Origin of the sequence: Geomicrobium sp. JCM 19039 (assembly GCF_000698145.1) — a bacterium.
In the GTDB taxonomy this organism is placed as follows: Bacteria; Bacillota; Bacilli; order Bacillales; family Marinococcaceae; genus Geomicrobium_A.
Window position 1 is genome coordinate 59,523 of sequence record NZ_BAXB01000004.1, and the last position, 20,789, is coordinate 80,311.

General features: G+C 47.7%; 20 protein-coding genes and 4 pseudogenes. 16 read left to right on the forward strand and 8 right to left on the reverse strand.

What is annotated here, in order from left to right:
* The first annotated feature begins 52 nt into the window (after positions 1-52).
* The 5 genes and pseudogenes from JCM19039_RS05740 to JCM19039_RS23030 all read left to right on the forward strand — a co-directional run bounded on the left by JCM19039_RS05740 (position 53) and on the right by JCM19039_RS23030 (position 4,254).
* A complete protein-coding gene (locus JCM19039_RS05740; protein WP_042424853.1) occupies positions 53-451 on the forward strand; it encodes a hypothetical protein in 399 nt (132 codons plus the stop codon).
* Positions 452-495: 44 nt separating this feature from the next.
* Positions 496-969: a DinB family protein gene (locus tag JCM19039_RS05745; RefSeq protein WP_042424856.1), complete on the forward strand. Its 474-nt coding sequence runs from the start codon at positions 496-498 to the stop codon at positions 967-969.
* A gap of 788 nt (positions 970-1,757) precedes the next feature.
* Positions 1,758-2,489 carry a 5-oxoprolinase subunit PxpB gene (gene pxpB / locus JCM19039_RS05750; protein WP_042424860.1) on the forward strand — a complete coding sequence of 244 codons (732 nt, stop codon included), beginning with the start codon at positions 1,758-1,760 and terminating at the stop codon, positions 2,487-2,489.
* A pseudogene (locus JCM19039_RS23025) lies at positions 2,486-3,436 on the forward strand (biotin-dependent carboxyltransferase family protein); the annotation flags it as partial. The gene pxpB and the pseudogene JCM19039_RS23025, both read left to right, overlap by 4 nt.
* Positions 3,437-3,496: 60 nt before the next feature.
* Positions 3,497-4,254, forward strand: a pseudogene (locus JCM19039_RS23030) (LamB/YcsF family protein).
* Here the strand turns inward: JCM19039_RS23030 and JCM19039_RS05760 are convergent.
* From JCM19039_RS05760 to JCM19039_RS05770, 3 genes are all read right to left on the reverse strand, one after another.
* Entirely contained in the window at positions 4,216-4,716 is a 501-nt protein-coding gene (locus JCM19039_RS05760) for an N-acetyltransferase (protein WP_042424863.1), read from the reverse strand. The pseudogene JCM19039_RS23030 and the gene JCM19039_RS05760 sit on opposite strands and share 39 nt — an antisense overlap.
* A 12-nt stretch (positions 4,717-4,728) precedes the next feature.
* Entirely contained in the window at positions 4,729-6,357 is a 1,629-nt protein-coding gene (gene argS / locus JCM19039_RS05765; RefSeq protein WP_042424866.1) for an arginine--tRNA ligase, read from the reverse strand.
* 260 nt (positions 6,358-6,617) lie between these two features.
* Complete coding sequence (locus JCM19039_RS05770; RefSeq protein WP_042424869.1) at positions 6,618-7,520, reverse strand: hydroxymethylglutaryl-CoA lyase; 903 nt, start codon at positions 7,518-7,520, stop codon at positions 6,618-6,620.
* Positions 7,521-7,679: 159 nt separating this feature from the next.
* On the opposite strand from JCM19039_RS05770, the gene JCM19039_RS05775 reads away from it, so the two are divergent.
* The 7 genes and pseudogenes from JCM19039_RS05775 (at position 7,680) to JCM19039_RS05800 (ending at position 14,733) form a co-directional block, all read left to right on the forward strand.
* Entirely contained in the window at positions 7,680-8,000 is a 321-nt protein-coding gene (locus JCM19039_RS05775) for a hypothetical protein (RefSeq protein WP_042424872.1), read from the forward strand.
* A 114-nt stretch (positions 8,001-8,114) separates the two neighbouring features.
* Positions 8,115-8,824, forward strand: a pseudogene (locus tag JCM19039_RS27825) (FadR/GntR family transcriptional regulator).
* Between the two features lie 1,212 nt (positions 8,825-10,036).
* Entirely contained in the window at positions 10,037-10,993 is a 957-nt protein-coding gene (locus JCM19039_RS26355) for an L-lactate permease (protein ID WP_255343631.1), read from the forward strand.
* The gene (locus JCM19039_RS26360; protein ID WP_255343632.1) at positions 10,990-11,832 is read left to right on the forward strand and encodes an L-lactate permease; all 843 of its coding nucleotides are present in this window, start codon (positions 10,990-10,992) and stop codon (positions 11,830-11,832) included. Before JCM19039_RS26355 ends, JCM19039_RS26360 begins: the two co-directional genes overlap by 4 nt.
* 20 nt (positions 11,833-11,852) lie before the next feature.
* Positions 11,853-12,569 carry a (Fe-S)-binding protein gene (locus JCM19039_RS05790; RefSeq protein ID WP_042424874.1) on the forward strand — a complete coding sequence of 239 codons (717 nt, stop codon included), beginning with the start codon at positions 11,853-11,855 and terminating at the stop codon, positions 12,567-12,569.
* Between the two features lie 21 nt (positions 12,570-12,590).
* Positions 12,591-14,024 (forward strand): LutB/LldF family L-lactate oxidation iron-sulfur protein, encoded by a 1,434-nt coding sequence (locus JCM19039_RS05795; protein WP_042424877.1) that lies wholly within the window; start codon positions 12,591-12,593, stop codon positions 14,022-14,024.
* Positions 14,017-14,733, forward strand: coding sequence for a lactate utilization protein C (locus JCM19039_RS05800; RefSeq protein ID WP_042424879.1), 717 nt, complete (start codon positions 14,017-14,019; stop codon positions 14,731-14,733). The genes JCM19039_RS05795 and JCM19039_RS05800 overlap by 8 nt, the downstream gene beginning before the upstream one ends.
* A gap of 160 nt (positions 14,734-14,893) precedes the next feature.
* On the opposite strand, the gene JCM19039_RS05805 is transcribed toward JCM19039_RS05800, so the two are convergent.
* Positions 14,894-15,235 (reverse strand): DUF4870 domain-containing protein, encoded by a 342-nt coding sequence (locus JCM19039_RS05805; RefSeq protein ID WP_042424883.1) that lies wholly within the window; start codon positions 15,233-15,235, stop codon positions 14,894-14,896.
* 78 nt (positions 15,236-15,313) lie between these two features.
* Here JCM19039_RS05805 and JCM19039_RS05810 point away from each other — a divergent pair, with 78 nt between their 5' ends.
* On the forward strand, positions 15,314-16,102 hold the full coding sequence (locus tag JCM19039_RS05810) for an alpha/beta hydrolase (protein WP_052398549.1): 789 nt from the start codon (positions 15,314-15,316) through the stop codon (positions 16,100-16,102).
* On the opposite strand, the gene JCM19039_RS25190 is transcribed toward JCM19039_RS05810, so the two are convergent.
* The 3 genes from JCM19039_RS25190 to JCM19039_RS05820 form a co-directional block, all read right to left on the reverse strand.
* Complete coding sequence (locus JCM19039_RS25190; RefSeq protein WP_238544937.1) at positions 16,088-16,330, reverse strand: hypothetical protein; 243 nt, start codon at positions 16,328-16,330, stop codon at positions 16,088-16,090. The genes JCM19039_RS05810 and JCM19039_RS25190 overlap by 15 nt on opposite strands.
* 71 nt (positions 16,331-16,401) lie before the next feature.
* A complete protein-coding gene (locus tag JCM19039_RS25195) occupies positions 16,402-16,851 on the reverse strand; it encodes an arginine deiminase family protein (RefSeq protein WP_238544938.1) in 450 nt (149 codons plus the stop codon).
* 22 nt (positions 16,852-16,873) lie between these two features.
* Positions 16,874-17,374, reverse strand: a complete 501-nt coding sequence (locus JCM19039_RS05820; RefSeq protein WP_042424887.1) for a GNAT family N-acetyltransferase — start codon at positions 17,372-17,374, stop codon at positions 16,874-16,876.
* Between the two features lie 103 nt (positions 17,375-17,477).
* On the opposite strand from JCM19039_RS05820, the gene JCM19039_RS25200 reads away from it, so the two are divergent.
* Both JCM19039_RS25200 and JCM19039_RS25205 read left to right on the forward strand, forming a co-directional pair.
* Positions 17,478-17,930, forward strand: coding sequence for a class I SAM-dependent methyltransferase (locus tag JCM19039_RS25200; RefSeq protein WP_238544939.1), 453 nt, complete (start codon positions 17,478-17,480; stop codon positions 17,928-17,930).
* Positions 17,875-18,249 carry a hypothetical protein gene (locus tag JCM19039_RS25205; RefSeq protein ID WP_238544940.1) on the forward strand — a complete coding sequence of 125 codons (375 nt, stop codon included), beginning with the start codon at positions 17,875-17,877 and terminating at the stop codon, positions 18,247-18,249. Before JCM19039_RS25200 ends, JCM19039_RS25205 begins: the two co-directional genes overlap by 56 nt.
* A gap of 32 nt (positions 18,250-18,281) precedes the next feature.
* Here JCM19039_RS25205 and JCM19039_RS05830 read toward each other — a convergent pair.
* A pseudogene (locus JCM19039_RS05830) lies at positions 18,282-19,604 on the reverse strand (short-chain fatty acid transporter).
* Positions 19,605-19,723: 119 nt separating this feature from the next.
* Here JCM19039_RS05830 and JCM19039_RS05835 point away from each other — a divergent pair.
* Positions 19,724-20,788, forward strand: a complete 1,065-nt coding sequence (locus JCM19039_RS05835) for a M20/M25/M40 family metallo-hydrolase (RefSeq protein ID WP_307190170.1) — start codon at positions 19,724-19,726, stop codon at positions 20,786-20,788.
* Position 20,789: the final 1 nt, after the last annotated feature.

The window sequence follows — 20,789 nt, forward strand, 5'->3', positions numbered from 1 at the left end:
CTCTTTTGTCCGATATACTTTGGGTAGATTTTGAAATGGAGAGTGAGTATAGATGTGGAGACCTTTTCGACTTGCAGCGACTGCTGGACTGCTGTCGGTAGTACTTGTTGCCTGTGGAGATGACTCGGAAGAAGTAGATGTGGACGAGGAGCCGGTTGAAGATTCAGAAGAGGAAACGTCTGATGAGGCGGCCGTTCATGAAGGCAATGTTGTAGACGAGGATTCAGAAGATGCGCTTGCCAACCTTGATGATGTCGAGGGAGCGATGGTTTCCCATACCGATGACGGAGTAAATATTGACTTAACGTTATCTATTAGTGAAGACGATGCGACAGACGAACTGTTTGAAGAGATGGAGCAAGAAGTCGCTTCTATTGTTGAGGAGCGTCCGGTCGACCTGATTATCATCGTTGATGGTGTGCAAATGCACAATGCATTTATTGAAGACTAGAGGACAAGCTACTGCGTATTCGTATTGATTGAGGAGTGAACACGATGTATCGTAATGTTTCAGATTTTATTCAAGAGTGGACGCAAGAGTCCCATGGCACGGCGAGCGTCATTGAAGCCATGTCTGATGAGAAATTGGACGTAGCCATTGCTAAGGATCATAATTCACTCGGCTGGCTCGGTTGGCACCTCGCGACTTCACCGGCGTTCTTCGGAAGTCTTGTCGGCATAAATGTTACACCAGCTGGTGATGCCGGGGAAGTACCGGAAAAGGCAGAAGACATCCACAAAGCTTACGAGCAGATGGCCGAAGACTTTCGCCAAGAAGCTGAGCGCGTCCTCACCGATGTTTCATTAGAAGAAACGGTTGAAGCAATGGGTGGGCAAGTTCAACGCGGCGCGTTGCTAAGCAAGCTTGTGAACCATCAAACCCACCACCGTGGGCAAATGACCGTCCTTCTCCGCCAAGCTGGACTGTCTGTACCGGGTGTAATGGGCCCGACAAAAGAACAATCGTAATTTGAAGAAAGCTGCACCCTTTTGGGTGCAGCTTTTTGTTTGGGTGCTCTGCTGCTATCAAGCTGTCTGCTCATAGCAGGACCGACAAGTCGTAGGGGGTTGGGACTTGGTACAATGTGCGCGCAAGTTGGTATCATCTGCGATCAAGTTAGAGGAATTGAGCACTAAAATCGCAAAAATAAGCAAACTTGCGCGCAGAAAGCGTAAACTAGAGAGCAGAATGGCGCCGACTCACTGAACCGAAGTGCCAGCGAGCTGTCGGCGCGAGCCGCGCCGAACGGAGACCGGTTTTGTTTCGGCCCCCAGAAGGGGGCCGAAAGGTCGTTAGGGGAGTGGTTGAAGAGGAAACTGTGCTCGAGTTGCGGCTCAACTGTTCTCAAGTTGAGTAAAATCGCAGTAAAAACCGCCCAATCTCATAAACTAGGTAACAGAATCGGCCAACTTGGTAACAGTTACGACTACATACCGTCGGTGGGAATTGCAGATGGTCTAATCTGCGATCAAGTTAGAGTAAACTGCGATCAAGTTTCGCGAAATCAACGCTAAATTCATTAAAAACAGCAAACTTGCGCGCAGAAAGCGTGAACTAGAGCGCAGAATGGCGCCGACTCACTGAACCGAAGTGCCAGCGAGCCCTCGGCGCAAAATGAAGTGCCCCGCCCCGAACAGCAACCTATCTGCATTTTGCATCCTCCCCAAAACCCGCTCCTACGAGTGAAGTTTCTGCTTGCTAATTTGTCGCGCGATTGCAACAATGAGAATACCGATAGATGAAAAGAGGGGAAATGATGGGTTTTCAATCCGCTGTAACGTGGCGCCCACTCAGTGAACAGGCAGTGATGATGACACTTGGAAACCGTATGGACCCGAGTATTCAGCAACACGTCCAACGTGTGAAACAATTAGTTGAACGAAATCCGTTTCCGGGCTTTGTTGAAGCTGTGCCAAGCTATACAGGACTGGTGCTTTTCTATGATCCTATGAACGTGCGTCAGCAAATGGACGTTGAAGGCTCGATGCAAGACCAAGTACGCATATGGGTTGACCAGTTGCTCACAACGGTTGAAGATGAAGATGACCAGCAACCCGACGGACGTATCGTGGAAATCCCCGTCTGCTACGGGGGAGAATATGGTCCGGATCTTTCCTATGTTGCTAACTATCACAGTTGTGGCGAAGATCAAGTCATCGCTCATCATCAACAAGGGGAATATCTCATTTATATGATTGGCTTTGCACCGGGGTTTCCGTTTGTTGGTGGCATGTCAGAAGAGATTGCGACACCTCGGCGGGACACACCGAGGGAACGAGTGCCAGCAGGATCGGTTGGGATTGCTGGGGCACAGACAGGCATTTACCCGTTTGCGACACCTGGTGGATGGCAATTGATCGGACAGACGCCGCTCACCCTCTTTGATGAGACGAAAACAGAGCCAAGCTTGCTACGGTCAGGAGACCGAATTCAATTCGTGCCGATCAATGAACAGCAGTTTCAGAAGTTGAAAGAGGTGCGCTCATGAATATAGAAGTTGTGAAACCAGGCATGCTCACGACTGTGCAAGATGCGGGCCGCTACGGATATTTGGATCAAGGTGTCGTGCAAAGTGGAGCGATGGACCAAATCGCTTTAAGAACGGCAAACTTGCTCGTCGGTAATGATGAAAAGGATGCCGCATTGGAGCTTACTGTTACCGGGCCAGTGCTTCGTTTCCATCAGCCAGCTCTTATAGCTGTTACCGGCGGTGGCATGACGCCACACGTAGATGGACAGGCGTTTTCTCTAGGTGTTCCAATTTATTTACCCGAGCAGAGCATTTTGACATTTCGAGCAGATCGAACGGGCATGCGAGCGTATGTAGCCATTGCGGGCGGTTTCGACATCCCCGAAGTATTGAATAGCCAAAGTACATATTTACGTGCCGGGTTTGGCGGCTACGAAGGACGAGCGCTAAAAGAAGGCGATCAGTTAGACAGCAACCCTTTAAGCCAAAAAGCTAAACAATATATGGAAAGCGTCGAGGGAGAGACACCTTTCGCACCGAAATGGGGAGCAAATCTTCTCTGGTTGGATGTTGAAGAAACAGACGTTTTACGCGCGTTCCCTGGTGCACATTACACGGGGTTTACGCCAGAAAGCCAGTACCGGTTTACCGAGCAGCCGTTCACATTGTCCTCGCAGTCCGACCGGATGGGATATCTTCTCGAAGGAGACGAACCTTTGCAAATGGGGAAAACCGAATCGATCTTATCAGAGGCGATAGCGTTTGGGACCGTGCAAGTCCCGCCAGATGGGAATCCTAGAATTCTCATGGCCGACCGGCAAACGACAGGTGGGTACCCGAAAATTGCCCAAGTTGCCGTCGTTGACCAGTACAAACTCGCACAATTGCGCCCGCAGGAACATGTATATTTTCAGATGATCTCCTTCCAAGAGGCAGAAACACTCTACATCTTGCAAGCAAAAGCAATGAAGCAGCGAGCGTCTGCAATTTTACTATTCTGGAAAGAAACAATAAGGGTGATTCTCTTGCGTCACGTTGACTTTAATGCCGATTGTGGGGAAAGTTTTGGCGTGTATACGTTAGGAAACGATTCGGAGATTTTGACAGAAGTGACAAGTGCCAACATCGCTTGCGGCTATCATGCAGGAGATCCGAAAACGATGCGGGAGACGGTTCGGCTTGCACTACGAAACGGTGTGCAAATTGGTGCGCACCCCGGACTTTTAGATCCCGTCGGATTTGGCAGGAGAAACATGGACATCAGCCCCGAAGAAGCGTACGACCTCGTACAATATCAAGTTGGTGCGTTGATGGCCATTGCTCATGCTGAAGGGGGAGAAGTGAAGCATGTGAAAGCACACGGCGCTTTGTATACGATGGCGGCGAAAAGTGAAGCGCTAGCGCACGCCATTGCCCGTGCAGTTTATGACACGGATGCACGCCTCGTGCTATACGGCCTCGCAGGAAGCGAGTGGATAAGGGCGGGGGAGCGGGTCGGCATTCAGACAGCAAGCGAAGTATTTGCCGACCGTACATATGAGCCTAGTGGCTCGCTCACCCTCGAAAACAACCCGACGCACTCATCACCGACGCTACCATCGCCGCACAGCAAGTCATTGACATGGTCGTTCAAGGCCAGGTGACGGCGACGGATGGAAGTACGGTGGCGATGCAGGCAGATACGATTTGTATTCACGGGGACGGTCCTGGAGCGGTATCGTTTGCCCGTGTGGTCCGGGGTGCGCTAACGGACGCCGGGGTTAGCATCCACGCCTTTTCGTAAAATGATCTCATCTTGAATGAGAATGCCGTTGCCCGCGATGAGGGGAATCGTTGGTTTTCGCTTGCGCGCGTAACCTACAGCGCCTGTTACAATGCGATCAAAGCGGAACCCTTTCTTTTGATAAAACAAAAGTGCATGTGTATTATCGTTCGTTGTGATTACACGTATGTATTCACAATGGTCGTCAACGGCACGCCGCTCTACGCGTTCAACGAGTCGGGTGCCAATTCCAATTCCAATTCCTTCATCGAGGGCATCCAATGATATGATTTCGCACGCGGGACCACGTAACGTGTACGTAATAAGTCCACGAATTTGCTCATCGCCGTCGAGGTACACGTACCCATCAAGCGTTATGCAGTCGTACTCACCACTTGAGACGATCATCTTCGAACTCCCCCAATGAGTTTCAAAAAACTGCTGTATTTCGGCGTCAGCAATATCAGATCGTGGAACAATCATAAATCGGCTCCTTTACATTTTTGTCGGCGCTGTAACGCCAAGTAGGTACAAGCCAGATTGAAGCTTGCTTCGCACAGCGTCGACGATTAGAAGGCGTGAACCTTGCCCAGCATCATCGTTCACAATCTTCACTTGGCTGTAATAGCGGTTAAATGATTGGGCGAGATCGAGAACGTATCGAGCGATGAGCGACGGATTCTTTTGACGCACAGCGATGCGGACGGTTTCTTCGAATCGATAGATGAACATGACCATTTCCCACTCTAAGTCGCTTGACACCGAAGGCTCGCCTGGTGTCCCATGTTTAAGAATTGAGCACGTTCTTGCGTGCGTGTATTGCACGTACGGCCCGGTTTCTCCTTCAAATCGCAAGCTGTTCTCCAATGAAAAATCGATATCTAATATGCGATCATTTTTCAAGTCATTGAAGATGATGGCACCGACGCCGATTTGCTCAGCAACGTCGTTTGCATTCGGAAGCTCAGGATTTTTTTCTTGGATGGTCTTTTTGGCGAGTGCCACCGCTTCATCGAGCACATCTTCGAGTAAAATGACCGTCCCTTTTCGTGTAGACATCTTTTTACCTTCTGAGCGAATGAGCCCAAACGGTACGTGTTCCATATCGTCTGGCCAATCAAACCCAGCCTTATTGAGCACAGCCTTTATTTGTGTGAAATGGAGCGATTGTTCATGACCAACCACATACAACGATTGGGTGAACGCGTACGTTTCTTTTCGATAGATGGCCGCGGCAAGGTCTCTCGTTGCATAGAGCGTAGCGCCGTCGTTTTTCTGGATGAGGCACGGTGGTAAATTCTGATCTTCTAAAAGAACGACTTGGGCGTCGTCGGATTCAATGAGTAGACGTTTCTCTTTGAGTACATCCACAACCGCACCCATGAGATCATTATAAAATGACTCCCCGGTGATGGCGTCGAAGCGAACACCGAGACGGTGATAGATTTTTTCGAACTCTTTTAACGATTCACTTTTGAACCATGTCCACAATTGAACAGCCTCGTCGTCGCCATCTTCAAGCAGTTTAAACCAACGTCTGCCCGCCTTTTCATCGCCTTCCTCATGAAAACGAACGTACAACGTTAACAGTTCCGGTATCGGATTATTTTCAATCTCTTCTTTCACACCCCACGTTTTATACGCGCTGATGAGCTTACCGAACTGTGTTCCCCAATCGCCAAGATGATTAATTTTAACCGTTCGGAAGCCGACATGTTCATACATGCGAGCGAGCGACTCGCCAATAATTGTAGAGCGTAAATGTCCCATTGAAAAAGGTTTGGCGATGTTCGGGGAGGACATATCAATCGTCACTGTCCCTTGGTACGGTTGGGTTACAGGTTTGGCGAGAAGAATGCTCGCCGCCAGCTTCTCGCGATGAAAGAAGAAGTTCACGTATCCGCCAACGACCTCAATTTTCGCGTACAGCTCATCGGCTTGTAATGCTTGTTGAATGGACTGGGCGATCTGGTGAGGTGACGTTTTTAGCGCTTTCGCGAAACGAAAACACGGGAGAGCAAGGTCTCCATGTTCGAGCTGTTTTGGGTATTCAAATTGTTCGGTCGTTACCGGAAGGTTGAGCGTTTCGGCAATTTTCGTTTCGGTTAGTTGTTTTACGTCCATAATGTCTCCTTTCAATACAAAACACCCCCGTCCTCTCTAAAAAGAGGCGGGGGTGTCCGCGGTACCACTCTTGTTGTGACTCGAGATAACGGGTCGATCTTACCCGGCGCTGTCCTACTAATCGTTCAGACAGGCTTCTAAGAAGTCCGGTTCACGTTGCAGACGCTACCGGCTCTCACCCGTCCCGGCTCGCTGACATTGTCTTGCAACGCTACTCTCTTCCTCATTGAATGAATGATTTTCATTAGTATACATGATGGTTAAGCGTTTGTCACTTGGAAAGCAGGTCCGGCTTTCATAACCATGCCTGGCAATGTTTTCTCCATTACATTTTCCAACCAAATCGCGGCGTCAATCATCTTCTGAACGTCCACGCCTGTTGGCACGCCCATCTCTTCAAACATATGAATCACATCTTCACTCGCAACGTTCCCGACCGCATTCGGTGCAAATGGACAACCGCCAAGTCCACCAATCGCCGCATCAAAGTGGGTAACACCAGCGGCATACCCGGCGGCGACATTGGCGAGTCCGAGCCCACGCGTATTATGAAAATGGAGACCAAGTGGCGTGTCCCCGCCAAATGTTTCTTTAAACAAGTCCACCATTCGCGTCACTTTCGCAGGATTTGCCATGCCGGTCGTGTCCGCCAGAACAATCTCTTGTGCGCCTGCATCAAGAAAGCGCTCGGCAACGCGCATGACGCGGTTTTCATCAACCACGCCTTCGTACGGGCAACCGAAGCTCGTAGCAAGAATCGCTGTAGAAGGGCGTTCCGCTGTTGCAGCATCCTCAATAACTGAGCTAATTTCATCCACGCCTTCTTGAACCGATCGACGGGCGTTTTTCGTATTAAATGTATCACTCGTCGCAACGACGACGTGCAAAAGGTCGACCGACGTTGCCAATGCGCGGTCAAGACCGGAACGGCTCAATACAAGCCCGGCATACGTAACGTCATCACGTTTTGGTAGGCGTTCCATCACCTCTTCTGCATCCGCCATCTGTGGCACAACACGAGGATTAACAAAAGAAACGGCTTCGATTTTTTTCACACCAGCATCAATCGCTTGTTGAATGAGGGTGACTTTTTGTTCTGCGGACACGGGTTTCGATTCATTTTGCAGACCATCTCTCGGTCCGACTTCACATAATTGAATCACAAGGGCACCTCCAGGTGGATAGAAAGAATTGTCTGTCATTTTTATATGTTTAGTCTATCATAATTCGATTAAGTTGTTTATATATAGCTACGTTCGGGAAAAACATTGTTGAAACTTTTTGCGGATCGCGATCGTAAATACGAGTAAGGAGCTGATTGCATGAATGAGATCCAAAAACGTCCAGACCGTGATGCGGAAGAAAACATGGGTTTAGGTATTGTTGCATACATTTTATTTTTCGTGCCACTTCTCGCTGCGAAGGATTCAGCGTTTGCGCGGCACCATGCGAACCAAGGTCTATTGTTACTGTTGCTCGTCATTGCCGTTAATGTTGTTGGTAATATTCCTTTGATCGGCTGGTTGATTTATCCGGTCGGGATGTTGCTCGTGCTCGCGCTTTTCGTTGTGGGTATTGTCAATGCAACGCAGAAGACGAAGAAGTCGCTACCCATTATCGGTGGCATTAATTTAATCAAGTAAAGATTAGGCATGCTCTCGTTGGATAACGGGGGCATGTTTTTTGTGTGAGTTGACGTGCGGGGTTCGATTGATACAATGAAGAGAATAACAATGTATCCGAAGGAGAGGCTCTTGATGAAGTACGAACGTGTTCGTTCCAAAAAGATCTATGAAGAGGTGGCAGACTCCTTAAAGGGCGCGATTGAAAAAGGGGATCTGAAACCTGGGGATCGGTTGGAATCGGTAGAAAAGCTTGCCGAACGATTCGCTGTTGGGCGCTCAGCCATTCGCGAGGCGTTAAGTGCGCTACGGGCGACGGGTCTCGTTGATATTCGGCACGGTGAAGGCACGTTCGTCCGTTCGTATGAGTCCATTGACTTAAAAATCCCATACTCCTCGTTGTTACTCGTGAATCCGAAAGAAATTAAAGAGTTGCTTGAAGTACGAAAAATATTAGAGGTCGGCTCTGTGCAAGCGCTGCGAAGCAGCGGACGGAAGAGGATTTACAACAACTGAAGGAAGCTCTTCATTTGATGAACATTCATATGGACGATGAGAAGCTTGGAGAGAAAGCAGATTGGGCGTTTCATATGCATGTGGCTCGTGCCTCCAAAAACGATATGCTCGTGCGCCTATTGCAAAGCGTCGCCGACCTCACCGTCGAAACGATGCTCGAAACGAGAAGGATCTGGCTGTATTCAGAAAAAGTCCGAGCCGAGCAGTTACACGAAGAGCATATGGCGATTTATACCGCGATCGAAAAACAACAAGTGGCTCGCGCTGGAGAACTGATGATGGATCACTTGCAAAGCGTGGAACGTTTGCTAAGCCAATATATTAATTAGGCTAATATCGTTCTCAGGTTGAATCAATGTGGGGATTCCTGTAAAAAAGGGGTCTTCATTAACGAAAATCCCATCAAAGACAAACGTCTATGAGGGATCTTCTTTTTATAAAAAGAAAAACAATCGCATCCGTGTTTAAATTTCCCTCTTCCAGCACCGAACATGGCGCAGATCGAAAATCTTACCATAGAGCTCCCTATGGTAAGATTTCTTTTCTTTTCCGCGTTTCGTTGTTGCAAATCCTACCATAGAAACTGAAAATCCCACCATAGACGAAACAATGGTAAGATTTCAGCTAAATCGGCTTCCTAATTGAAAGAAATCCTACCATAGCCAGACGAGCCACTCATAAATACCCGTAAGTAAAAGTGCGAGAACGCTGAAAAAAGCGTTTCATTTTCTAAGCCACTCGTTAATGCGAACCCTCCGATCGATTTGCGAGTTTCAATTTCGCTTTTTCAGTGACCCCTCAAACTTATTCGATAGTTTTTGCACTTTGTTTGGGGGGATGATTGCTAGGCCTCCGGTCTGTCTGTCGATCCACGTTAAGCGTGTGACCAGATAAATCTCAACGACGAATTACCATCGGCACCTAAGGTGCCGAAGTGAAACCGAACTGCCTTCGGCGTGGTTCATGCCGAAGTCTCGTAAGTCTTTGACGCTAGAGGGTCTTCGGTTGGGCAATTCCACAAAACGAGTCGCTAGTTGTGTAGGTGAAGAGAAGACAAGAGCCGCTTATGCTCGGCTCCCGACGAAGCAAGTATGATTCAAACAATCTCTCACCGGTACGCTTTCCAAAGTGTGAACGCTAACTGCGTGGTCCTCACACATTTTTTTGTGACAATCCTCCCCTCAAATGGGTCACTTTATGGCACCAACTGCCTCATATATTTGGATTTGTGACAATTTGAGACGCTTAAGTGACAATCGACGTTAATAATGTTGGCTTTCCGAAATGAAGTGTCACACAATCGGATAGTTGTGACACTTCAAGCACTTCTAAAAACCACTAGCTGTTTTGCACGCCAGACGATAAGAACAAACCGATATTGCCCCGATCGTCTGAAGCCACACCATTCATTCCCCCTGCCACAAAGCCCTATTCTTCCAAACTTTGAAAACCTTTTCTTGTACTATGAAAGCGTTTCACTTATAATGGTCTGCATATAGACATAAGGTCATCTGATGACTTAGGGGTAGGGAGCGTTTATAATGAGTGAAGGGTTATTAAGTTTGATTGCTATCTTGCCGATCGTTACGGTATTTTTCTTTCTTGTTATTTTACGTTGGCCGGCGAAAGTTGCGATGCCAATCGCGTTCGTTGTCACTGTGATCATCTCTCTATTTGTTTGGGATGTTCCCGGTTCGCAAGTCGCCGCTGCAGCTACAAATGGTCTAGTTACAGCACTTGAAGTTGCCATCATTGTGTTCGGCGCGTTGCTTTTATTGAATACACTCAAAGAGAGTGGAGCGGTTCAGACGATCCGTAATGGATTTACGCAAATTTCTCCGGACAGAAGAATTCAAGTCGTTATCATTTGTTGGTTGTTCGGTACGTTTCTTGAAGGTGCTGCCGGTTGGGGGGCGCCAGCGACAATTATCGGTCCGTTACTCATTGCTGTAGGTTTCCCGGCGATGGCCGCGGTGATGGTTGCCCTCATGTTGCAATCTACACCTGTTTCTTTCGGTGCGATTGGAACGCCGATTCTTGTCGGTGTAGGTTCAGGGCTTGAAGGAAATGATATCGTCACGAACTTTATATCAAATTCTACATATTCGGATTACAACGCATTCATTACCGATGTCGGTGCGCAAGTGGCAATTTTCCACGGAATCATCGGTACATTTATTCCACTTTTTATGGTGGCGATGCTCACGTTCTTCTTCGGTGAAAATCGATCGTTTAAAGAAGGGTTGGCCATCTGGAAATTCGCGATTTTCGGAGGAGTGGCATTCACCGTTCCATCCGTCCTTGTGGCGAATCTATTAGGGCCTGAATTCCCAGCGCTATTAGGAGGCCTCATCGGACTTGCAATCGTCATCCCTGCAGCAAGAAAAGGGTTGTTTATGCCAAAGCATCATTGGGACTTCCCTGAGAGAAAGTATTGGGAGCCTGAATGGTTAAGCAATATGAAGTTATCAATGGATCGTGCCCCTTCAGGCGGATGACAAGTCTCAGAGCATGGATGCCGTATGCACTTGTTGCTCTCATCTTAATTGTCATAAAAGTTGATTGGCTTCCATTCCAAGACTGGGTTGCTCGTACAGAAGTAGCAGTTTCTTCACTATTTGGCACAGACATTGAAATTAGCAGTGTGATTTTAGACATTCCGGGCATGACGCTTATTGCAGTTTCGATCATTTGCATCTGGTTACATCAATTATCATTTATACAATATTGGTCAGCTGTGAAAACGTCATTTAAGACGGTTTCTGGTGCAATTATTGCACTCTTGTTCTCAGTGCCGCTCGTCCAAGTATTCATCAATACTGACGTGAATCTCTCAGGGCTCGAAAGTATGCCGCTCACAATGGCAAATTGGCTCGCGAATTTCACCGGTGATTTGTATCCGTTATTTGCCCCAATTGTTGGTGCGTTAGGCGCTTTCGTTGCGGGTAGTAACACGGTAAGTAACATGATGTTTTCACTATTTCAGTTTGGTGTAGCGGATGAATTAATGATGAGCCCGCTCATCATTGTCGCATTGCAAGCTGTCGGAGGAGCTGCAGGAAACCTCATTTGCGTGCATAACGTCGTCGCTGCTTCAGCTGCCGCGGGGATCTCTGGCAAAGAAGGAACATTTATTCGAAGAATGATGATTCCGCTCGCGTATTACCTGTTGTTTGCAGGGGGGCTTGGTATGATCGCCATTCACGGCTCTGGAATTGGAACAGCCATTCTCGGTGTGGTAGCCCTTTTCATTATTGCGATGATTATCATTGGACAAAAAAAGAAACAAGAACTGGACGGTTTGCATTACAATAAGGTAAATACATTCCATCAATAACGTAAAAGGAGTGAATGGGCATGAACGTTTCCTTGTTTATCACGTGTCTTGGGGACCATTTCTATCCGAATGCAGGTCGTGCGACAGTTGAACTGTTGGAACGATTTGACTGTGATGTTGATTTCCCAGCTACACAAACATGTTGTGGTCAGCCGGCGTTTAATAGCGGCTATCATAAGGATGCGAAAAAGGCGGCAAAGCAGACCATCACCGCCTTTCAAGAATCGGAATACGTCGTCACGCCTTCTGGCTCATGTGCAGCCATGCTCCATGAATACTCACATCTTCTGAGCGACGACAAGGAGTGGGAACAAAAGGCAGAAGCGTTGGCAGAAAAGACATTTGAAGTGACGGAGTTTCTTGTAAATGTACTTGGAGTCGAAGATACAGGCGCGCGTTTTCAAGGAACGGCAACGTACCACACGTCTTGCCATATGACGAGACTTCTCGGTGTGAAAGATGCACCGATGAAGTTGCTAGAAAACGTAAAAGGGTTAGAGATGATTGACTTACCAAACAAGCATGATTGCTGTGGGTTTGGCGGTACGTTTGCCGTGAAAATGCCACAGATTTCCACAGAGATGGTACAAGAGAAAGCCGATTGTGTAAGAGAAACGAATGCAGACATTTTAATCGGAGCGGATGCGGGTTGTTTAATGAACATCGGAGGGAAGTTGTCACGGGAAAAAAGCGGTGTTCGCGTAATGCACATTACCGAAGTCTTGAATCATCAATAATACGTAGAGGAGGACGATTCCGTGCCATTACGAGTAGGTAGCGATGCATTTGCCGAGCGAGTTGACACAGGCCTGGAAGATGCGTTCATGCGAGGGGCGGTACGCTCAGCGCAAGAGCGTTTGCGGGAGCGTAAACATACATCCTCAGAGCAGCTCGGAGATTGGGAAGCGTGGCGTGATCACGGAGAGGAAATCCGTACACATACGCTCAATCATTTAGACTATTACCTGGAACAGCTGAGCGACAACATTGCTGAAATGGGTGGGCACGTATTCTTCGCAGAAACGGCGGAAGAAGCGAATGCATACGTGCGTGAAGTTGCCAGGAAAAAAGAAGCGAAGAAGATTGTTAAATCAAAGTCGATGGTCACCGAAGAAATCTCATTAAACGAAGTTCTCGAAGCCGATGGTCGAGAAGTGATCGAGACAGACCTAGGTGAGTACATTCTCCAAATTGATGATCATGACCCACCTTCTCACATTGTCGCGCCTGCACTTCATAAAAACCGCTCCCAAATTCGAGATGTGTTTACAGAGCGAAAAGGGTACAGCAAAACAGATGATCCGGATGAACTCACACGTTTCGCGCGTGAACAGCTTCGCCAAGAGTTTTTGGATGCTGACCTTGGCATTACCGGTTGCAACTTTGCGGTCGCAGAATCAGGTTCAATTTCACTTGTGACGAATGAAGGAAACGCGAGACTTGTAAGTGCATTGCCAAAAACCCAAGTGACCGTAATGGGGATGGAGCGGATCGTTCCGACGTGGGAAGAGCTCGACGTATTGGTCAGTCTGCTTTGTCGCAGTGCCGTTGGCCAAAAGCTAACGTCATACATTACAGGTCTCACTGGACCGAAAACCGAGGGCGAGGTGGACGGTCCAGAAGAATTTCACCTCGTCATCGTCGATAACGGACGCTCCAAAATCTTAGGAACACAATTTCAATCCGCATTGCACTGTATCCGTTGTGCTGCTTGTGTGAACGTGTGCCCAGTCTATCGTCACGTCGGTGGTCATGCGTACGGGTCCATTTATAACGGGCCGATTGGCGCGGTCCTTACACCGCTTCTCGATGGGTATGAGAACAATAAAGACTTGCCATATGCTTCGTCATTATGCGCAGCGTGTACAGAAGCTTGTCCAGTAAAAATTCCGTTGCATGAACATTTGATTGCTCACCGCCAAATCATTACCGAAAAAGAAAAGTTAGGCTCTATGCCTGAGCGTTGGTCAATGAGACTATTTGGTACCGGTGTGAGTCGTTCGAAACTTTATCGTCTCGCTTCCAAGAATGCTCACCTTGCCTTAAAGCCTTGGACAAAAGGGGATCGCATATCTTCGGGACCGAGCTTAATTAAAGAATGGACACGTTCACGTGATCTACCTGCGCCTTCTCGCGACCGTTTTCGCGATTGGTGGATGCGTCGCGGCAAAGGAGAGGGTCAAGATGAGTAGAGGTACGGTTCAAAATCGGACATCATTTCTGAACAACATTGCAGAAAAGATGGGTAGAGCGCGTGTCGATCACGTGGAACGCCCAGTTTATAAGCACCGCCCTCAATGGGAGGTATACGCAGATGCGACGGCAGATGAGCTTCTAGACGTATTTAAAGAGCAGTGCCAGCACATTCATACAGATGTAATTGAAGTTGAAAAAAGTGGTGTCGCCAGAGCGGTAGCGGAAACCTTCGGTCGTTATCAAGCCGAGTCGTATCTCATGTGGGACGATCCGCGCCTTAAAGATGTGGGTCTAGATGATCGTTTTCAAGAGCAGATGAAGCAACTGGACGTGGACACATTTATTTGGAACCCGGTAAGTGATGACAACATTCGTGTTGCCGAACAGGCAACGGTCGGGATTACGTACAGCGACATGACACTTGCGGAGTCTGGGACCGTCGTATTGTTCAGTTCAAGTGAGAAAGGCAGAGCGGTAAGCCTCTTACCCGAGACGTATATTGCCATTATCCCGAAAAGCTCTCTCGTACCGAGAATGACACAAGCGACTTACGAGATTCATCAACGGGTAGAAAATGGTGAACGCTTGCCGTCTTGCATCAATTTCATATCCGGACCCTCTAACAGCGCAGATATTGAAATGAGCCTTGTCGTTGGCGTGCACGGACCGGTAAAAGCAACGTACATCGTGTTTGATGATGAGTAATTCGCTCATAAAGAAAAACTTCCCGATCTTTTTGATCGGGAAGTTTTTCTATTCTCGTATGTCGGTTTGGGAAACAAATTGGCTCCAATCAGTCACTTTCGTTTGAATCTGTTGCCAATGGGCTGTCTTTGGAAACAAATATCCAATGGCATTCCTTAGCCTATCTTATAAATGGAATAGACAGCGGGTATTTGTACAATTCGCCGTTCGATGCTTTGACGGTCGCGATGATAACGAATACGATCCAGGCAATGCTGACGATAAATACGAGCACGAAGCCAATAAATACGAATATGAGAATAGATGAGACGATCGCATAAATGAAATAAGAAATCTGAAAATTGACGGCGGCTTTTCCGTGCGCATCCACATATTCAGACTCATGACGTTTGATGAGCCAAAGAATGAGAGGAGCGAAAAGTGTGGCCAACGGAATGATGAAGCCAGAAAATGCACTCAAATGCACAAATAACCCATACGTTCGTTCTGTTGTAGCATCCATTGTATACCACTCCTGAAAACTACGTGATTATTCAGTGTATTCATGATACGTTGGCATTATGTTAAGGGGTGTGGACACATGAGAATCAGAAACATACTCGTCGTTATCGTAGCTGTATTTTTAGCCGTTATCAGTTTGCTATATTTTCTTCAAGAGCAGATCATTTTTCACCCAACCGCTGTGGATGAGGCACAAACGGCACGGTTAGACGATTCGGTCGGTGTGGAAGAGATGATCGTACAAACGCCGGATGGCACGCTGTTACACGGTTGGTTCGTTGGGGATTCAACAGAGGACGTGATCTTTTATTACGGTGGCAATGCCGAAAATGTGTCAACCAAAGCGGCCGAAGTGAACGAGCGCTGGCCAGAAAGAAATGTCGTACTCATGAATTACCGGGGCTACGGTGCAAGCGAGGGTACGCCAGGTGAAGAAGAACTATTTTCGGATGCGCTCTACGTGTATGATGCAGTGGCCGAGAACGCTGAACAAATCACGGTGATGGGCAGGAGCTTAGGAACGGCTGTTGCCGCGTATGTGGCGGACAACCGAGACGTTGACCGTGCGATTTTCGTGACACCATTTGATCGGCTAGCAAGCGTAGGTGCCGCGCAGTTCCCGTTTTTACCGGTCGATATGTTGTTGCGCCATTCGTTTGAGACGAAGAAGCATTTGCACGACGTAAACATCCCGATGCTCATGATCGTTGCCGGTGACGATGAAGTTGTCCCCTTCGATCGTAGCCGTGCCTTATACGAATCACAAGACACAGCTGAATGGATCGTCATTGACGAACACGGGCACAACACGATTCATGCAGACCCAACGTATTGGGAGGTGATTGAACGCTTCTTAGAATCGGAGTGATAAACAAGTGAGGCTTCCGTCTTGTTTTTCGAACTCAGACATGTCTAGTTCAATAATGGGTAGGCCGAGTTTTTGCAATTGTTCACGAGTCTGTGGATAACCTTTTGGCATGATTAAGTGATCGTTGATCCGTAGGCAGTTGGCCGCATACGCTTCCTCATCCGGCACAACGATTCGATCAAACGTTGTAAACGCTGGGTCTTGGACAAATTCCCCTGCGACGAGCATGTAGTTGTCTCCCATGTACGTACAGCCCGTTTTAAGGTGAAGAATGTGCTGCACCGGAACGGTCGAACTACTCACATTAAACGCGTAAGGATCTCCATTAACTGCGTGGCGCCTTTTTCATTCGTACGATCTGATATGCCGATGTAAACATGGTTTTCCACACGAAGCACGTCGCCGCCTTCAAGTGTTCCAGGGGGAACGATCGTTTCAGTTGTGTTAAATAACGGCGTGAGCGTGTCTCTCATAAGAGCCGTTTCTTCGATTCGCTCAGGTGTGCCCGGTCGAGTCAAAATGGCGCAATCCGGCAACACGACAGCGGGGTCTTCCACAAAAGTCGAATCAGGAAAACGATCATCAGCAGGTAGAACGGTTACTTGAACTCCGCAGTCTTTAAGCGCTTGAACGTAGTTGGCATGTTGCTCACGGGCGCGGGTAAGATCAGGTTTTCCAAGGGTGGCTTCGGTGAGGCCTGAGCTAAAATTTTCACTAACTTCTTTCACGATGGCATGGGTAATCTTCATGATCGGTTCACCTCATTGATTGTTATGTAAGCAGTTTGTAGAAATAGATTTCATCATGGTAGACGTCGTCAATGCAAAGGGATGCGTAGCGAATGCCTTCTCGTTCATAACCGAGTGATGAATACAGGGATATGGCGGCGTGATTGTGGACAAGTGTGGTCAGCTCTAATCGGTGCACGCCGGCGTTTTCTGCCCACGTCTCTGCATGATGTATGAGCTGTGAACCTACACCTTGCCCTCTTGCCCGCTCTTCAACACCGATGACGACAGACGCTCGGTGCCGGGTTCTTTGTAAGTCATTTCCCATGATAAATACATAGCCACATCGTGTTTCATTAGCAGCTACTGCAACAAACCAGCGGCTATGCGGAGTGTGTTGAATGTTTTGAATGTGCTTTTCTAATCCTTCCAGGCTTATTTTTCGCTCACCAGGGTGAAACAGCATGACATTCGATGCGTCAACGTGCTTTAATAGGCGAGCGAGTGGTGCTGCGTCATCTCGGGTGACCTCTCTCACGAACATACAAAAAACTCCTATCATTTTTACTTATCCCTACCTATTCGACATTGTTAGTCGTGTTTTCCTTCAAGCTACCGTAAACTATTTTATAAAAGGAGTGATGAGTTTGAGTAACTTTAAAAAAACCGTTCAACAAACGTTTTCCTCTGCCTCTGCCAATTATGTCACGAGTCAACTTCATGCCAAAGGTGAGGATTTGGGTCTGCTCGTGGCCGAGTTGGAGCATAACCAGTATGAGCGTTTGTTAGACATTGCGACCGGTGCGGGTCACGTGAGTTTAGCCGCAGCCCCCCATGTGAATGAAGTAACAGCGATGGACTTAACGAAAGAAATGCTCGAGACGGCCGAGGCGTTTATTACAAAGAACGGTTTTGAGAATGTATCCTTCGTTGAAGGGGACGCAGAAAAGCTAGATTTTCCCGATTCATCGTACGATGTTGCTGTATGCCGCATTGCGGCTCACCACTTTGAACGGCCAGATCGATTTCTTGAAGGTGCGCACCGTGTTATCCAACCTGGAGGTAGTTTATACATCTTGGACAACACTGCACCTGATTGATGATTGGGACACGTTTTATAATACGGTTGAAAAGAAGCGTGACCCGAGTCATTTCCGTGCGTGGAAGAAAAGCGAGTGGGTGCAGATGGTCGAACGTGCAGGCTTTACTGTAGAGCGTGTCCAGCGCTTTACGAAAACGTTTCTCTTTACGGATTGGTGCGATCGTTTGGACGTGCCGAACGAAACGAGAAAAGAATTGACCGATTTGTTGTTAGCATCACCAGACGACCATAAACAGAAATTCAACATCATCACAAAAAGAGATGAACTGCAATCGTTTGCTGGGGAGTCCATCCTTTTGCACGCGGTGAAAAACTAGAGAAATGCGGGGGAATTTGTCCCCGCATTTCTCTATACAAACAGTAAACCGATCGCTATCGGAATGAATGACCAGATGAGAATAATGACACAAAAGCCCATGATGTCACGTACTTTAAGTCCAGCAATCGCGAGAAGTGGCAACGTCCAAAACGGCTGAATCATGTTCGTCCACGCATCTCCCCAAGCGACCGCCATCGCAATTCTTGCGGGTTCTGCACCGATTTCATAGGCAGCACTCATCATAATCGGTCCTTGAACGGCCCACTGACCACCACCAGAAGGGACGAAGAAGTTCACAATGGCAGCGCTAATAAATGTGAAAAGGGGAAACGTTGCTTCATTGGAAATGAGAATGAACATTTCCGACATCATATCCGATAAACCTGATTCGACCATCATGCCCATGATCCTGCGTAAAAGGGAAACTGAATAATAATGCCACCGGCGTTACGCACCGCGTCACTCACTGTTTTTAGAAACCTTCGGGGCGTTTTGTGCAACAAGATACCTAGAAACAGAAACGTGAAATTAACGATGTTTAAGTTAAGATCCAGACCGTTTTGCACGAAATGCATGACGACGAATATGAGTCCGAGGCCCCCGATCACGAGCGAGATGATCTGACTGTTTTCTAATCGATCAGCTGGTGTTTTTGGCTTGTCATCTGTCGTTTCTTCCTTAGCCGCGGCATGTTCGGTAAAGACGGGTTCAATTTTTTGTGATGAGTCTGCAGCTCTCATGAGCAATCGGTTCATAATTGGCAGTAAGATGACCATTGTAATGACGATGAACAGGTTAAATGGTGAAAACAACGTCTCCCCGATGGGGATTGTCCCCATCATATCTTCGAGAAAGTGACCGGGGGTGGCGATGGTGAGTGGGATGGAGCCAGATAGTCCGCCGTGCCAGACGAGCATCCCACTGTAAGCGGAGGCGACGAGCAAGCGGAAGTTCACTTTGGGCACTTGTTGGACGACGTGACGTGCGAACAGTGCCCCGATGACTAAGCCAAACCCATAGTTAATGAGGCAGGCAAGGGTTGCGACGAGGGTGACGAGCATGATCGCTTGTCCAGGTGTATTGGCGAACAATGCTAAGCGGGCAAGGATGCTTTTTACGACGGAGCTATTGGCGAGTATGTAGCCGGTCACGACGACTAAAGACATTTGCATCGCGAACTCTAATAAGTCCCAAAACCCTTCTCCAAAACTGTACCATGGCAATGGGTGAACTGTCGGTGATGAAAATGCCGAGTAAAAAGACGATAAAAGTTAAAATGAGGGCGAAAAGAAAGGCATCAGGCAAATAGCGTTGGACGAGTCGGTCGCAAAAACGTGTTACGTGCGTAAACATGAGCTAGTCACCTCTTTTGTTATATTGTTTGAATAATCATACCATTTAATCTTTTTTGTTGTGGAAAGAATTTTGTGATCTAAGGTACACTAATAACAGAAGCTTAGGAGGTGGACGGTTTGGGAACAAACCCGCATGATTTTTTGTATGAAATGCTACGTACGCCCTCACCATCAGGACGAGAAGACGAGCTTCAAGAGAAATGGTTGGAATACGTGAAGTCATCGGCTGATGAGCTACGTACAGACGGGGCAGGAAACGCGTATGCGATTTTACAGCCTGAAGCACCGTTTCGCGTATTGCTTGCTGGGCATAGTGATGAGATTGGATTTATGATTAAGCATATTGATGAGTCTGGCTTTTTGCGAGTGGAACCTCTTGGCGGCATTAGTCCGTTGCCAGCGCTAGGCATGCGTGTGACCGTACTCGGAACAAACGGAACAATTACTGGAATCTTTGGCACAAATGCTGAACATCATGGCGGGGCAAATGAGAAAATGACGACCGATGATCTGTACATTGACTGCGGCGTCACGACGAAAGCAGAAATTGAGAGATACATACAAATTGGGGATCCTGCAGTGTATGATATCGAGCCGCAGCTGTTATTAAATGAAAGTTTAAGTGGAAGAGGGCTTGATAATCGCACGGGATCGTATATCGTTGCAGAAGTTATCCGCAGATTAAAGGATGAAACCCTCTCTGTAGGTGTGTATGGCGTGAGTACGGTCAATGAAGAAACAAATATGGGGGGTGCGTTTTTTGCAGGTGCGATGACGAAGCCGACGATCGCGATCGCGCTGGATGTGACGTTTGCTACTGATTTCCCAAGTGCTAGTCCCCAGAAAAATGGGGATGTTCGCTTACAAAAGGGTCCTGTATTAGCAAAAGGAGCGCCGATTAACCGAAAGGTGAATGAACTGCTTGAACGTGCGGCCAAGGATGAAGGCATTTCTCTTCAGTATGAATTGACACCAAAAACAACAGGGACGGATGCTGACCAGTTGCGTTTAACCGGTTCTGGCGTACCGGTGGCGGTGTTGTCATTGCCGCTTCGGTATATGCATGCGCCCCAAGAAATGATTGCTCTACAAGACATTGAGCAAGAAATCACACTGTTAACACGTTTCATTTTAAACTTAACGGGAAAAGAGGATATAAAACCTGTTCACGTTCCGAACTAAA